The 14,098-nt window shown below is 61.7% G+C and carries 14 protein-coding genes and 1 tRNA gene; 12 read left to right on the top strand and 3 right to left on the bottom strand.

Annotated features, from left to right (window positions below; translation table 11 throughout):
- The first annotated feature begins 10 nt into the window (after nucleotides 1–10).
- The 3 genes from I6E51_RS00170 to I6E51_RS00160 are packed head-to-tail and all read left to right on the top strand — an operon-like array spanning nucleotide 11 to nucleotide 2,900.
- The gene (locus tag I6E51_RS00170; protein WP_197107063.1) at nucleotides 11–1,369 is read left to right on the top strand and encodes a DUF1501 domain-containing protein; all 1,359 of its coding nucleotides are present in this window, start codon (nucleotides 11–13) and stop codon (nucleotides 1,367–1,369) included.
- 41 nt (nucleotides 1,370–1,410) lie between these two features.
- On the top strand, nucleotides 1,411–2,160 hold the full coding sequence (locus tag I6E51_RS00165) for a FadR/GntR family transcriptional regulator (RefSeq protein ID WP_197109056.1): 750 nt from the start codon (nucleotides 1,411–1,413) through the stop codon (nucleotides 2,158–2,160).
- Nucleotides 2,160–2,900, top strand: coding sequence for an SDR family oxidoreductase (locus I6E51_RS00160; RefSeq protein WP_307783727.1), 741 nt, complete (start codon nucleotides 2,160–2,162; stop codon nucleotides 2,898–2,900). The genes I6E51_RS00165 and I6E51_RS00160 overlap by 1 nt, the downstream gene beginning before the upstream one ends.
- Nucleotides 2,901–2,948: 48 nt before the next feature.
- Here the strand turns inward: I6E51_RS00160 and dgoD are convergent, their stop codons facing one another.
- On the bottom strand, nucleotides 2,949–4,094 hold the full coding sequence (gene dgoD / locus I6E51_RS00155; RefSeq protein ID WP_197109055.1) for a galactonate dehydratase: 1,146 nt from the start codon (nucleotides 4,092–4,094) through the stop codon (nucleotides 2,949–2,951).
- Nucleotides 4,095–4,156: 62 nt separating this feature from the next.
- On the opposite strand from dgoD, the gene I6E51_RS00150 reads away from it, so the two are divergent.
- From I6E51_RS00150 to I6E51_RS00115, 8 genes are all read left to right on the top strand, one after another.
- Entirely contained in the window at nucleotides 4,157–4,519 is a 363-nt protein-coding gene (locus I6E51_RS00150; RefSeq protein WP_197109054.1) for a DUF1801 domain-containing protein, read from the top strand.
- Between the two features lie 189 nt (nucleotides 4,520–4,708).
- The gene (locus tag I6E51_RS00145) at nucleotides 4,709–6,163 is read left to right on the top strand and encodes a glyceraldehyde-3-phosphate dehydrogenase (RefSeq protein WP_197109053.1); all 1,455 of its coding nucleotides are present in this window, start codon (nucleotides 4,709–4,711) and stop codon (nucleotides 6,161–6,163) included.
- A gap of 90 nt (nucleotides 6,164–6,253) precedes the next feature.
- Nucleotides 6,254–7,282 carry an isopenicillin N synthase family oxygenase gene (locus I6E51_RS00140; protein WP_197107069.1) on the top strand — a complete coding sequence of 343 codons (1,029 nt, stop codon included), beginning with the start codon at nucleotides 6,254–6,256 and terminating at the stop codon, nucleotides 7,280–7,282.
- 285 nt (nucleotides 7,283–7,567) lie between these two features.
- Nucleotides 7,568–8,674, top strand: a complete 1,107-nt coding sequence (locus I6E51_RS00135) for a Gfo/Idh/MocA family protein (RefSeq protein ID WP_197109052.1) — start codon at nucleotides 7,568–7,570, stop codon at nucleotides 8,672–8,674.
- A complete protein-coding gene (locus tag I6E51_RS00130) occupies nucleotides 8,671–9,519 on the top strand; it encodes a fumarylacetoacetate hydrolase family protein (RefSeq protein WP_197109051.1) in 849 nt (282 codons plus the stop codon). Before I6E51_RS00135 ends, I6E51_RS00130 begins: the two co-directional genes overlap by 4 nt.
- Nucleotides 9,516–10,265 (top strand): SDR family NAD(P)-dependent oxidoreductase, encoded by a 750-nt coding sequence (locus I6E51_RS00125; protein ID WP_197109050.1) that lies wholly within the window; start codon nucleotides 9,516–9,518, stop codon nucleotides 10,263–10,265. Before I6E51_RS00130 ends, I6E51_RS00125 begins: the two co-directional genes overlap by 4 nt.
- 86 nt (nucleotides 10,266–10,351) lie before the next feature.
- A tRNA-Arg gene (locus I6E51_RS00120) sits at nucleotides 10,352–10,427 on the top strand.
- A gap of 621 nt (nucleotides 10,428–11,048) precedes the next feature.
- On the top strand, nucleotides 11,049–11,444 hold the full coding sequence (locus tag I6E51_RS00115; protein WP_197109049.1) for a VOC family protein: 396 nt from the start codon (nucleotides 11,049–11,051) through the stop codon (nucleotides 11,442–11,444).
- A gap of 984 nt (nucleotides 11,445–12,428) precedes the next feature.
- On the opposite strand, the gene I6E51_RS00110 is transcribed toward I6E51_RS00115, so the two are convergent.
- The gene (locus I6E51_RS00110) at nucleotides 12,429–12,995 is read right to left on the bottom strand and encodes a hypothetical protein (protein WP_197109048.1); all 567 of its coding nucleotides are present in this window, start codon (nucleotides 12,993–12,995) and stop codon (nucleotides 12,429–12,431) included.
- 13 nt (nucleotides 12,996–13,008) lie between these two features.
- A complete protein-coding gene (locus I6E51_RS00105) occupies nucleotides 13,009–13,470 on the bottom strand; it encodes a M57 family metalloprotease (RefSeq protein ID WP_197109047.1) in 462 nt (153 codons plus the stop codon).
- 307 nt (nucleotides 13,471–13,777) lie between these two features.
- Here I6E51_RS00105 and I6E51_RS00100 point away from each other — a divergent pair, with 307 nt between their 5' ends.
- Entirely contained in the window at nucleotides 13,778–14,095 is a 318-nt protein-coding gene (locus tag I6E51_RS00100) for a GNAT family N-acetyltransferase (protein ID WP_197109046.1), read from the top strand.
- Nucleotides 14,096–14,098: the final 3 nt, after the last annotated feature.

Here is a 14,098-nt window from a genome sequence, read left to right as displayed (position 1 = left end):
GAACCTCCTAATGACCGAGACCCGTTTCCTCCACCCTGACTGCCCCGACTGGCGACAGCTGGGGCCAACCGACTTAGATTCCGCGGTGCGAGCCCATAGCGAAATCGTGGTGGCCGAAGAGGCGGCCCGACGCGAGTTGTGGTCGAAAGGCTTCACTCGACGACGGATGTTGCAGGGCGGGCTTATGGCCGGAGTCGCCGCCATCGGCTCCCAGATTGTCACCACGCAGGCGTCCTACGCGGCTCCGGGTTCGCCAGACACGGGCGCACTCATCGTGATCTTCCTCCGCGGAGGAATGGACGGCCTCTCCGTGCTCGTTCCGGCAACCGACGCCGACCTCTTGAAGGCGCGCCCCGGTATTGCCGTTAAGGAGAATTCGGGATTGATCCCGTTCGAACGCGGGTTCGGACTACACCCGGCGTTGTCTGCTTTGAAGCCAATGTTGGCTCAAGGCAAGATCGCTGCCGTGCCAGCGATTGGCACCCCCGATCTGTCCCGCAGCCATTTTCAGGCGCAAGATTGCCTCGAACGCGGTGGCTCCGCTGGCAGCGCTTCGCAGACAGGGTGGCTCAACCGCGCGCTTGAGCAGAGTGGCCCAGGAACGACCTGGCGCGGGGTGGGGGCAAGCGATCGACTTGCTCGCTCTCTCGTGGGCGGTTCGAATGCGCTGGTCGTTCCCGACCTTGAACGCATGGCGATCGACGTGGATGACTCGCTCCTCGAGCCCACTCGCACGGCCCTTGCAAGCCTCTACACCGGGCTGGATCATCCCATCGCGCAGCAGGCCAACCTCGCCTTGAGCGCCTCCAGCGAAGCATCCGAAATTGCAGCATCCGCCGGTGATGCGAAAGCGCGTGGCTATGGGGACGACAACTTCTCTAGCGATCTTGCGACCTTGGCCAGTCTCATCCGGGCGAACGTGGGACTTCGAGTTGGCACGTTGGACCTTGGTGGCTGGGACATGCACACCGACATCGGCACGCCAGACAAGGGCGACATGCACGACATGCTCAGCGCTGTGGGCAACGGTCTCGCCGCGTTCTTCGCTGACCTTGGTCCGAAGGCTGACACCACCACGGTGGTGCTCATGAGTGAGTTTGGTCGTCGTGTCGGTCAGAACGACAGCTCGGGTGTTGACCACGGTCACGGCGGCCTTGCCATGGTGCTCGGCGGTGGCGTCACCGGTGGCGTGCACGGCAAGTGGGAGGGCCTCGGTGCCGATGTGCTCGATCACGGCGACGTTCCTGGTAGCAACGACTTCCGCGATCTTCTGGGCGAGGTCGTCATGAACCGCCTTGATCTCAGCGCGGCCGACGCCAGCATCATCTTCCCCGAGTGGAAGGTGTCGCCGATAGGGGTCATGGCCTAACGCAGCCCCACGCTCGCGACAGGCACAGTATTATCGCGGGGATGACTACTTTCTCTCGACGAGGTTTGCACGGGCACGTTGTTGATGTGCTCGGCCGCCGCATTATGCGCGGTGAACTGGCGTCGGGAGACATCATCGATCCGGATGCGCTGCTCACCGAATTTCAGGTCAGCCGCACGGTAATCCGCGAAGCCCTCAAGGTGCTCACGACGAAGGGGCTTGTGGACGCGCGGCCGCGCCTCGGTACCTTCGTCACCGCGCGGGAACGCTGGCAGCTACTCGACCGCGACGTCATGACGTGGCGCTCGGAAGGAATGCCCGACCCGCTGCTCGTGCTCGAACTCAGCGAAGTGCGGCAAGTGCTCGAGCCCGCGGCGGCTCGACTGGCTGCCGTTCGCCGCAGCGACGAACAGTGTGCCGAGATCGAAGCAGCGATGACGGCGTTGGCCGCGACCTTCGAGAGTACCGAAGTGACGTCACACGTAGCAGCGGACTTGGCTTTTCATCGGGCGATCTTGGCGGCATCCGGCAACGAACTGTTGGCTCGCTTTGAGGTTGTGCTGGAACCCGCGCTGCATGCCCGCAACGAGCTTGCATTTGAGAACGAAACAACAACCCAATTTTTGGATGACCATCGCGCAGTGGTGACGGCGATTGTCGCGCAGGATGCCGAGGCAGCCCACACCGCGATGAAGCTCCTGATGGACCAATCGAACCTCGATTCGCACACGATCGTGAGCAAAGACCCGATCGGCGCGGCGCTCGTCGCCAACCGCAAGCAGGCTCTCTAGTGGCGGCCCGTACGGTGCTCATCACGGGCGCAGCCCACGGTATCGGTGCCGCTGCTGCACGCCTCTTCGCTGCCTCCGGCGACGATGTTGTCGTCACCGATATTGACGTGGATGCCGCTGCCGCAGTTGCCGCCGAGATCGTCGCGGCCGGTGGCGCCGCCACCGCCCATCGCCTCGACGTCGCAGACTCCGAGCACTGGCAGGAGCTCTCGCGTGAGCTGCGCTCCGCGAATCGCCCGCCCGCCGTCATCGTGAATAACGCGTTTTTCCAAGTCGCGGGAATCGCACACGAACAGAGCGAAGACAACTGGAATCAGCAGCTTTCGGTGACGCTGTCATCCGTCTACCGCGCAATGCGCACTTTCCACGACACTCTCACCGAAGCCAAGGGCAGCATGGTCAATGTGTCGAGCGTGCACGGGGTGCTGTCCTGGGCCGAGCAGCCTGCGTATGGGGCGGCGAAGGGCGGGCTGATTTCGCTCACGCGTCAGCTTTCCCTCGACTATGCGCCGCACGTGCGCGTGAACGTCGTTCTTCCGGGATCGATCGAGACTCGGCAGTGGGATCACCAAACCCCTGAAGCGCAAGAGTTGGCGCGACGCCAGGCCACCCTGCAGCGGCTGGGTAAACCTGAAGAAGTCGCGTCGGTCATCCAATTTCTGGCTGGCGACGGTGCCTCGTACATCACGGGCGCTTCGCTCGTTGTCGACGGCGGCATGACAACGACGCTCGGCGCTTAGCGGGCACTCGCGGCCGCGCGCTCGGCTATCGCTGGCGTTGCCGACCGGTTACCACTCGGCGAGCGACCCATCATCGTGACGCCACACGGGGGAGCGCCACTGGTGCCCGATCTTGTCGGCGGCACGCACGGCAGCTTCGTCGATGTCGATGCCGAGGCCTGGCTTAGTGAGGCGCTCGATGTAGCCACTAGTGAAGTCGAAGACGCTCGTATCCATCAGATATTCGAGCACGTCTGATCCGACGTTGTAGTGGATGCCGATGCTCTGTTCTTGAATCAAGAAGTTCGGAGTGTTGAACCCGACCTGCAAACTCGATGCCAGAGCGATCGGTCCGAGAGGGCAATGCGGCGCGAGTTGAGCATCGAACATGTCAGCGAGGGCGGCGATGCGGCGCACTTCGGAGATGCCGCCGGCATGGGAGAGGTCGGGCTGCACGACGGCGATGCCCGCCTGCAGCGGTCCCAAGAACTCATTGCGAGAGAAGAGGCGCTCGCCGGTGGCGATCGGGATCGACGTTGACGAGACGATGCCATCGAGCAAGTGCGACTTGTCGGGCACGACCGGTTCTTCCACAAACAGGGGAGCGTGCGGTTCGAGAAGGGGAAGGATGCGGCGGCTGTTCGCCGCGGTCATTCGTCCGTGAAAGTCGATCGCGAAATCCCGATCGGGGCCAAGAACCTCGCGTGCGAGCGCAGCCCGGTCCACGACTTCGCTGACAGCACTGACGGTGCTGAGGGGCGACATCCGTCCGCTTGCATTCATCTTGATCGCGGTCAGGCCCGACTCGACCTGCTGGGCGATGTTGTCGCGCAGCTCGGAGGGTTCGTCGCCGCCAACCCAGCCGTACATGCGGATGCGGTCACGAACAGCACCGCCGAGAAGGTCGTGAACGGGAACTCCGTGGGCTTTGCCCGCGATGTCCCACAGCGCTTGATCGATGCCGGCGATAGCGCTGGAGGCGACGGGGCCGCCGCGGTAGAAACCGCCGCGGGTGAGCACTTGCCAGTGGTCTTCGATGCGGGTGGCGTCGAGCCCCACGAGGTATTCGGCGTGCTGTTCGACGGCGGCGCGCACGATGTCGGCTTGGCCTTCGACGACGGGCTCGCCCCAGCCGACGATGCCGCTATCAGTCTCGATGCGCACGAACAACCAGCGTGGTGGAACGAGGAATGTTTCGATGCGTGCAATCTTCACGGCGGGCCCCTCCGTTAGTAAGTCTTATTATCCTACTAATGGAGCGAACTAGAGTGAGCATCATGGATGACGTCACCCCGGAACACAGCGACTGGCGGGTCGAAACGCTTGCCCGCGTTCGTGCCCTGATCGTGCAGGCTGAGCCCGCGATCGTTGAAGAGGTCAAGTGGCGAAAGCCCTCCAATCCCGCCGGCGTTGCCGCATGGAGCCTCGACGGACTGATCTGCACCGGCGAAACCTACAAAGACAAGGTCAAGCTGACGTTTGCGCAGGGCGCTTCGCTCGACGACCCCGCCGGGCTCTTCAACAGCAGCCTTGATGCGAAGGTCAGGCGAGCGATCGATCTCAAGCAGGGCGACGCGGTTGACGCTGATGCTTTCCACGCGCTAATCCGGGCTGCGGCCGCACTGAACTCAGCGCGCTAGCTTCCGCGCGAGCCGCGAGCCGCGAGCCGCACCGTTAAGAATCGCCCCCTTTAGCGATCTCTAAAGTGTTGCCCGAACTGTGGCTTCCTGAGCGCGCGTGCCGCGCATCCCTCTGGGAGAATGGATGGGGGACCAGCCGCGCTACAAGCGCGCCCGCGGCCCCGAGACAGCGCAGTCGGAAGGAACCTGATGCAACGCGAACACAGCGACGAATTTGACCGGTGGAATGCCCGCCAAGAACTGGCCGAGGCAATGATCCCCCTCATCGGCGGGCTGTATCGCAACCACGGTGTCGTGACCTCGATTCACGGCCGCCGCCTCATCAATCAGTCACCCGTCGAGGTGCTCAAGGCTCACCGTTTTGCGCGGCAGCTCAACGAGAGCGAGTTGCCGATCGAAGAGACTATGCCGATCATGGTGGCGCTCTCGGCAATGCCGCTGAGTTCGGCATCCATTGATTTGGCGAAGCTCGTGAACCGTTTTCGCGAAGTTGGCGGCGAGCTAGGCGACTTCTTGGCGGCTGAGCTTGAGCCGGTGCTCAAGAACGGCAGCGAAACGAAACCAGCGGGAGCGGATGTCGTGCTCTACGGTTTCGGACGTATCGGTCGACTGTTGGCCCGCATCCTGATCGCGCACGCTGGCAACGGCGAGGGACTCCGTTTGCGCGCGATCGTCGTGCGCAAGGGTTCAGACAATGACCTCGTGAAGCGTGCCAGCCTGTTGCGACGCGACAGTGTTCATGGTCCGTTCGAGGGCACGATCTCGGTCGACACCGAGGCCAACACGATTCTGGCCAACGGCACCCTCATCCAGGTGATCTACTCGAACGACCCGGCCACGATCGACTACACCGAGTACGGAATTTCGGATGCCATCGTCGTCGATAACACCGGCCGCTGGCGTGACGAAGAGGGCCTCGGTCAGCACCTCAAGTCGCAGGGAGTGAAGCGTGTCTTGCTCACGGCCCCCGGCAAGGGTGAGATCAAGAACATTGTGTACGGGCTCAACCACGATTCGATCGCTGACACCGATGCCATCCTCTCGGCCGCGTCGTGCACGACGAACGCGATCTCGCCGGTGCTGAAAGCGATCAACGACCAGTACGGCATAGAGCACGGGCATGTTGAGACGGTGCACTCGTACACGAATGACCAGAACTTGACCGACAACTTCCACTCCGGCGACCGTCGCGGACGCTCGGCACCCATGAACATGGTCATTACCGAAACGGGGGCGGCGAAGGCCGTCGCGAAGGCGGTTCCGGAGCTCGCAGGGTTGCTCACCGGCAGCGCCATCCGAGTTCCCACTCCGAATGTGTCGATGGCGATTCTGAATCTCAATCTCGCGACTGAAACCACGCGCGCCGAAGTGAATCGCTACTTGCGCGACCTCTCGCTCGACTCGACTCTGCAGCAACAGATCGACTTCATCGATTCTCCCGAGGTTGTCTCGAGTGACTTCACCGGCTCGCACCGTGCGGGCATCGTGGACGGCCTCGCCACCATCAGCGCGGGCAAGCATCTCGTGTTGTACGTCTGGTACGACAACGAGTTTGGCTACACCAGCCAGGTGGTGCGCGTGATTGAGCATATGGGGCAAACGCACCCGCAGGTTATTCCCGAACGCGCCGTAGTTGGAGCATAATTTTCCGAACTGTGATCGTGTTACGCCCGCGCTTCACGCTGTGAGCGTAACAAAGGAAAACTCTCAGACTTGGCGTGTGAACATCGTTAAATGAACGATTCCGCGCTCCCAGTCATTGATCTCTCGCTACTTGATGGCGGCCCAGAAGCGGCTGCCAAGTTCCGGGACGATTTGCTGTGTGCCACCCACGATGTCGGGTTCTTTTACCTTGTCGGGCACGGTGTCGATGAGAAGTTGATGGATGACCTGCTTGCGGCATCCCGCGAGTTCTTCGCTTTGCCCGCCGAGCAGAAGTTGGCTGTCGAAAACATCAACAGCCCACAGTTTCGTGGCTACACGCGCGTCGGGGGCGAGCTGACCGAGGGCAAGACCGACTGGCGTGAGCAAATCGATGTTGGCCCCGAGCGCGACGTTGTCGACAACGCTGCCGGGCTCGCTGACTACTGGCGTCTTGAAGGCCCGAACCTGTGGCCGGATGCCGTGCCGCAGCTTCGTGAGCTGGTCAACGAATGGAACGACAAACTCAGCGCCGTGTCGCTGCGCCTTCTGCGCGCGTGGGCTCACGCCCTTGGCGCTCCGGAGGACGTCTTCGACAACGCATTTGCCGACAAGCCTTTCCCGCAGTTGAAGATCGTGCGATACCCCGGCGAGTCCAACCCGGAGCCCAAACAGGGCGTCGGTGCTCACCGTGACGGTGGAGTTCTCACGCTGCTGATGGTGGAGCCGGGCAAGGGCGGGCTGCAGGTCGACTACCAGGGCGAGTGGGTGGATGTTCCACCGAAGCCCGGTGCGTTTGTTGTGAACATTGGCGAGATGCTCGAGCTCGCTACCGAGGGCTACCTCAAGGCGACGCTGCACCGCGTCATCTCGCCACTCATCGGCGATGACCGCATCTCGATTCCGTTCTTCTTCAATCCGGCCCTCGACACTGTGATTCCCCAGTTGCAGTTGCCGCCCGAGCTCGCCGCTCAAGCCCGCGGACTGTCGCTCGACCCCACGAACAGCCCGATCCTCGAAACGTATGGAGACAATGCGCTCCGCTACCGAATGCGGGCGCACCCCAACGTTGCCCAGATTCATCACGACGATCTGATTCAGGGCCCGCGGGGTGCGATCTAAACCTGCCTACTGACGTAACTCAAGTGCGGTCTGCCCCTCGGGGTGGGCCGCACTTTGTCGTCGGTGCCGGCGCTGTTTCCGGCCCGCCGACGTTGGAAACTCAGGAGATTTGGCTTTCCGGGGTTCCCAATCTGCCAATACGGCGATCGCGCACTTAAATCTCCTGAGTTTCCACTCATTGGGAGGTGACGCTCGACAGCTACAAGCCCGCCGCGTTGCCGCGTGCAGACGTTTGATATATCGTTTGATCACGAGTTTGACCGCCTACGAGAGCCGGAGCACCCCGTGTCGCAGTTTCCCGAACGTCAGCCAGCCGAGGCGTACACGGTCGTGATGCCCGATCATCCACGCCCGATCGTCATGATTGGCGCCGGCGGTATCGTCAAAGATGCGCACCTCCCGGCCTACCGCAAGGCGGGGTTCGAGGTGTGGGGGATCGTAAACCGCACGGCGGCCAAGGCGCAGGCGCTGGCCGATGAGTTCGGCATCCCGAACGTGTTTACGTCGCTCTCGGATGCCGTAGCGGCGGCCCCGAAAGACGCCGTCTACGACCTCGCACTCATGCCCGAGCAATACCCGACGGTGCTCGACCAACTTCCCGATGGCGCGGCCGTGCTCATCCAGAAGCCGTTCGGTCAGAACCTGACCGAGGCGCGTGTGCTCCTTGAGATTTGTCACCGCAAGAACCTTGTTGCTGCCGTGAACACGCAGCTGCGGTTCGCGCCGTACGTCGCGGAGGCGCGCAAGCTCATCGCCGACGGCGCGATCGGCGAGCTCTATGACATGGAGATCCGCGTCGCAACGGAGACGCCCTGGGAGATTTTCCCGCATGTGCTCGGCATCGAACGCCTCGAGCTCAACATGCACAGCGTGCACTACATGGATCTCGTGCGTTCATTCTTGGGCGACCCGGATGGCGTGAGTGCGGTCACGGTGCGGCACCCTGCCAAGCCTCAAGTCTCGAACACTCGCTCGACGATCATCATGCGTTATCGGGATCGACCGCTGCGGGTCACGATCAGCACGAACCACGATCACGGATTCGGCGGCAAGTTCGAAGAGAGTTTCATCAAGTGGGAGGGCACCAAGGGTGCCATTCGCGCTCAGATGGGTCTCATGCTCGACTATCCGCGGGGTGGCCCGGATGCTCTCGAGATTGCGTACACGGACAAGCCCGAGCTCGGCTGGCAGCCGGTACCTTTCGAGGGCAGCTGGTTCCCGGATGCTTTCATCGGCTCCATGAGCGCCCTCCAGCGCTACGTCGAGGGTTCGATTTCTGAACTTCCCACTTCGGTAAAAGACGTCATACGTACTATGGCTGTCGTTGAAGCTGGATACGATTCACAAGAACGCGAAGGTATCGCGTTAGCAACGAAGGAGAACACTCAGTGAGATTTGCGCGACTCGGGCCGGTTGGCTCAGAAATCCCTGTCGTCCTGCACGACGGAGCGGCGTTCGACCTGCGCCCCATCGCGGCAGACGTCAACGGTGCTTTCTTCGAGTCCGGCGGAGTCGACGCTGCTCGTGCGGCAATCGCCGCGGGCACGCTTCCCGCCGTCGAGACCGAGGGCGTTCGCGTCGGTGCGGCAATCGCCCAGCCCGGCAAGATCGTCTGCGTCGGTCTCAACTACAGCGACCACGCCGAAGAAACCGGGGCAACGCTGCCCGACGAACCCGTCATCTTCATGAAAGACCCCAGCACGATGGTCGGCGCCTTCGACAACGTGCTCATCCCGCGCACGAGCGTCAAGACCGACTGGGAGGTCGAGCTCGGCGTCGTGATTGGCGCCACTGCTCGTTACCTTGACTCCCCGGATGACGCTGCCGCCGTCATTGCCGGTTACGCCGTCTCGCACGACGTTTCCGAGCGCGCTTTCCAACTCGAACGTGGCGGAACCTGGGACAAGGGCAAGAGCTGCGAGACCTTCAATCCGTTCGGGCCTGAGCTGGTGACCGCCGACGAGGTGTCCGACCCTCAAGCCTTGGGCTTGCGGCTGTGGGTGAATGGTGTCGAACGCCAGAATGGCACGACCGCGAATATGGCGTTCGGTGTCCACTACGTCGTTTGGTACTTGAGCCAGTTCATGGTCCTCCGCCCCGGCGATGTCATCAACACGGGAACGCCCGCCGGTGTCGCAATGGGTATTGAAGGCCAGCCGTATTTGCGCGCTGGCGATGTTGTTGAGCTCGAGATCGACGGCCTCGGTCGTGCACGTCAAGAGATGGTGCAAGCATGAGCGCCGAATTCGACGGCCTCGTCGCGGTAGTCACCGGGGGAGCATCCGGCATCGGGCTAGCCTCCGCGCTTGCTCTCGCCGAACGAGGCGCAACGGTGGCCGTGCTCGACCTGAACCCCGAGGGGTTGGATGCTCGCCTGCACGGATTCGCAGCAGACGTGTCTGATCGTGCCTCCGTCGACGTGGCTGTCGCAGCGGCGGCCGCAAAGTTGGGCGGCATCGACATCGTCGTGAACAACGCCGGCATCAGCGCCGTCGGCACTGTCGAAGACAACGACGACGCCGATTGGGCGCGAGTGCTCAACATCAACGTCACCGGAATGGCGCGAGTATCGGCCGCAGCGCTGCCGTGGTTGCGCAAGTCGCAGCACGCCGCCATCGTCAACCTCTGCTCGATCGCCGCCCTCAACGGACTCCCGCAGCGCGCTCTCTACAGCGCATCCAAGGGTGCCGTTCTCGCCCTGACCTACGCTATGGCCACCGACCATGTGGCGGATGGGGTGCGCGTCAACGCCGTCAGCCCCGGCACCGTCTCCACCCCCTTTGTGGAACGGATGCTGCAGGGCTTCGACGATCCCGTCGCTGAACGCGCCGCGCTGGATGCCCGCCAGGCCACCGGACGCATGGTGACACCAGAAGAAGTCGCCGGTGCCGTCGCGTATTTGGCGAGCCCACTTTCCGGCTCAACCACGGGCACCGCGCTCGAAGTTGATGGTGGTGTGACGCACCTTCGCGTCAGAAAGTAGGCGCTCGCGGCATCCGGCTGTCAAAAGTGGCAGTGGGAGGCCAAAACCGCTGGTATAGTTTTCTGGTTGGCGAAAGTCAATGAGATGCGCCCGTAGCTCAGCGGATAGAGCAATTGACTACGGATCAATAGGCCGGGGGTTCAAATCCCTCCGGGCGCACCAGCTAAAACAGGTCTGATCGGCACTTCCTCGTGGAGTGCGGTCAGGCCTGTTGTGGTTTCTGCCCACATCCTGCCCACACTTGAAAACAACGGGGCGTACTTTCGGGGCAAAAATCGACCTGTCCTACTCGGCGGAACCCAGTGTTTATCTGGGTTTTGGTCCAGCGGGCGGAGTTGACCAATTGACCTCTGAACAATCGCCTGAGTAGACGGTGATTGCGCCTAGCGGCGCGTAACCGAACTAGGGGCAGGTCAGGGAGTAACCGAAACACTCAGGAGACCCTTCTGCCTCGGAAACTGCCAGAGCAGTGGAGCAAAGACACTTAGCGGAAAGACCTGTTTCCAAGACAGATCGAGCCCCGGAAATCTGCCACTTCCTACCGAGGCTCGGAAGATGTTCCGCGTGTCTCGAAAGCTTTAGCTTTCTGAGACACCCACCTCGAACGTTTGACGCACCTTCATCTGGCTTAATCTCGGGTGAGTCATACGGGCACCACACGCCCGCGCTCTTGACGGCCCCATGTGATAGCTCGGGAACGTCCGCTGCTCGTCCCGGTTGTGGGAGGGCGAATGAAGGTGGGGGGCAATTGCCCGGCAATCCGAGAGCGGCTAGGCTGGGATCATGACAGAGTTTTCGGCTCTCACGGTTTTCGCAGGTCTCCCAGTTCGGGATCTGACGCTTGCGATCGAGTGGTACGAGCGGGTGTTGGGTCGTGCCCCTGACGCGCGACCCGCTCCCCAGATCGCCGACTACTACCTAACCGTTGATCGGGTGCCTGAGCATGGCACGCTTCAACTTCGGGAGGATGCCGACCGTGCCGGGGGTGGGATGACGACGATCAACGTGGAAGACATCACAGTGATCGCCCAGTCCCTTGCGAATCTGCAGGTGGCATTCGACACGCAAGAGTTCCCGATCGACGCCGTGACGGTTAGCTCCGTCACCGTGGGCACATTCGAAGACCCAGACGGCAACGCTGTCACCATCGTTCAACCTCACCTCCGGTCCACGGACTAGAGGCGTAAGTAAGGTCTTTCCGTTGCCCGACGGAAGCGGATCCTGCACAGACAACGTCGATTTGCCCCGCAGCAGGTTACCCTTGCGGGGTAGCGATACCGCCACATAGCGATCACAGAACGCCGCCACAAAGCGATCAATTTTACACTTCTGCCCTCGGTGTTTGGTTGCTGCGACGGGACGCTGCCAGGCAGTGCGGGCCGTCCTGTACCGGGTCGGGCGCGTCCGGGGTCGGCCTGCGCGGCCTACGCGCCATGAGTCGCCAACTACTACCCGAGATCGCCTTCGCGATCGATATTGCGATTCCGGGTCGGCCGTGTGGCGGCCCAGACCGGGCTCGGTGCTCTTCGAGTGCTTGATCAACCACATCCGGCCGAGTCTGGCTGCTTCGGTTTCGCGTGCACGCGGGGCCGCGGAGCTGAGATCAATGGACGTTACAGCGCACCTCGGCGCATCGATCCAGGTCGATCTGCCCGCGGTTCGACGGCGGTCAAGCGGCGCACGCGGCCCCGGCGGACATCGACCGCGTCGATGTCGCGCAATCGTCCGTCGCTCATGAATGCTCCGTCGAAAAGGAGCGCGATTTGCATCGAAACCGCTCCGAGCCCGGCATGTCCTCAAGGAGGCGGGCTTCGTAATTGTTCGAGTCGCAACTGCATCGCGACGGCTCCGGGACATCGCGATGGCGACAGCGCCTTCCATACCGTAGCGACCTCAGGAGCCTCACTCTCGTCCGAAGGTGTGGTCGCCGCATCGGCCGGCATCATCGCATTGCTCGATGCACTCACTGAGGTCAAATGTAGGACGCAGGCGCCCAAGGCAGGATGAGTCCAGAACCGGTTGGTCCTCGTGCAGGCATCCTCTCAAAAAGGGCAGCCGGCCTACTGCACCGCCGGCCTACTGCACCACCGGTCGACCAGCTCGCCGCACAACTCGTGGCGGGGAACTACATGGCCATTCCGGATAAAACTCGGACGCAAGGAGTTATCCCTGTTGGAGGTCTGCTGCGGTCAACGAGTTCGGCAGCTTATCGCCCTCGTTGCCTAGCCATTGATATTTATCACCATCTGCACCAAAGAGGCCGGCGGTGCCACCCGTGATGTAGAACTCATTTCCGGAGGCACCGGGCACGCCTGATTCCACTAAGAATACGAGATAGGACCCACTGGCGTCGATGACGATTTTGCTGCCGTCTTCAGACACCGAGTTGCCAGTTGCCAGCTGCCGGATCACGATTTCCTCACCGGCGCTAAACTTCTGGTCCAGTCTCGCATCATCGGGCAGTCCAGCTGGCTGGAAAATCGCCGTTATCTCAGCCGTGGATGCGGTATAGGCAGAAGCAGAATCTGTCTCGGGGTACTCTTTCTGACTCGTCACGTCGATGCTTGCCACGAGCGTGCTATCGGCGGCAAGCTCTTTGATGGAGTTGTAGAGCTTTACCCGTGAACCAGATGAGAACGTAACGGCCGGAGCGCAAGCTGCAAGCGACATAACGCTGACAACTGCCACCATCATGAGGAACTGTCGGCCGTATTTGGGGAGCGAAATCATTGTCCCAATCCAATCAGTAGAGAGCGTTCATTCCTTGAGAGTCATCCGCAACAAGTTGGCAGCCGATGCCCGCAGCGTAGTTGCTTGTCGAAACTGAATTCATAATGGCAGTAGCGGTCGAAGAATGATTGAGGCCCATCACGTGACCGATCTCGTGGACCCAAACGCACTTGCGCTTCGTCACCGAGTACGAATTCGTGTAATAGGTGTTGATCCATGATTCACCCGTGTGGCCATCGCACGCCCACGTCGACCTACCGTCGTATCCCGCCGCCCCATTGTTCTTATAGGTCACTGTGAACGCCGCCGTGGAGCTGGTGAGTAGATTCGCGTCTGTGACGTTCCAAGCGCGTACCGCTGCAGATACTTCGGATGCGAACGGCGTGCCGCCAAGGTTTTGATACCGCTGCGGACTCAAGGTACAGCCCGTCGTGGTGTAGGCGTTCGCCCCGGTTACACCAAGCCCAACTGACATTGTGGACACTAAACCAACTGCTAAGATCGCCACGACGACTTTCTGATTGCGGCTGCGAAGCTTCATTGACTTCCCGATCCGTTTCGATGATTTGTAACGATGCTGGCCAAGTTACGCGCCCTAAAGGTGAACGTCAATCAATTTCGCGGTCGCCTGCTTGGTAATAACCTGCAGACGGCGACCGCGGCTCGGAAGCTGGGCTGGCGCGTGCGTATGGAGATCCGCCTGCGGTGGTCATGTCGGTGAAGGTTCGGCCCGCGGGCCGTCGTGATCTGCGGATTCATCCGGGATCCATCATTATGTAGTGATGGATGTCATCGTTCGAAGAGCGGTTCCTGACGAGTGGCGCGCCGTGCAAGACATCCGCCTTCGAGCACTAACTCGTGAGCCGTCTGCATTTGGCTCATCCGCGGGCGGAGAAAGCCTTCTCACCGAGGGTGATTGGCGGCAACGCATCGCGCACGGCTTCTCGGTACTCGCCTGGGCGGACGAGGAGCCCATCGGAATGGTGAGTGGAATCGTTAAGCGGGAGACCGGTGGGCACGAGCTGGTAGGGATGTGGGTCGACCCCGAACAGCGGGGAACTGGGGTGGCAACACTCGTGGTCGATGCCATGTGTGCCTAGGCG

It is taken from the genome of Salinibacterium sp. NSLL17 (assembly GCF_015864935.1).
In the GTDB taxonomy this organism is placed as follows: Bacteria; Actinomycetota; Actinomycetes; order Actinomycetales; family Microbacteriaceae; genus Rhodoglobus.
Note: the sequence above shows the minus strand (reverse complement) of the source record. Positions and strands in the feature narration are given on the sequence as shown.